At 47.8% G+C, this 414-nt stretch carries 1 protein-coding gene; it reads left to right on the top strand.

From position 1 onward, the window contains the following. The coding region (locus M3175_RS26145; RefSeq protein WP_251524629.1) for an MFS transporter at positions 1 to 414 on the top strand (414 nt) is incomplete at both ends.

Consider the following 414-nt stretch of genomic DNA (forward strand, 5'->3'; position numbering starts at 1 on the left):
TGACCCGTGAAGAGCATCGCACCAAAGCGATGGCAACTATGGGGCTGACCATTGCCATGTCGGTAATGGTCGCATTTGGGCTCGGTCCGATTTTGACGCATGTGCTCGATATTTCAGGCTTGTTTTGGGTGACAGTGGCGTCCGCTATTTTCGCCATTGGCTTACTGTGGATTGTGCCCACCCCAAATCGGGTACTAAAGCACAATCTCAATAATCACTCAGTTAAAGCACAGTTTGCTGAAGTATTAAAAATTGCCGATATTAACCGGTTGCACTTGGCGATTTTTGCGCTGCATCTGTCAATGACAGCGATGTTTACCTTATTGCCGCTCCAGTGTCATGATGTGCTCGGCTTGACGGTGGCGCAGCACGGTTTTGTGTATTTGACGCTACTATTATTGGGCTTTATCATTG

Origin of the sequence: Robertmurraya korlensis (assembly GCF_023715225.1) — a bacterium.
Classification (GTDB): domain Bacteria; phylum Bacillota; class Bacilli; order Bacillales; family Cytobacillaceae; genus Robertmurraya_A.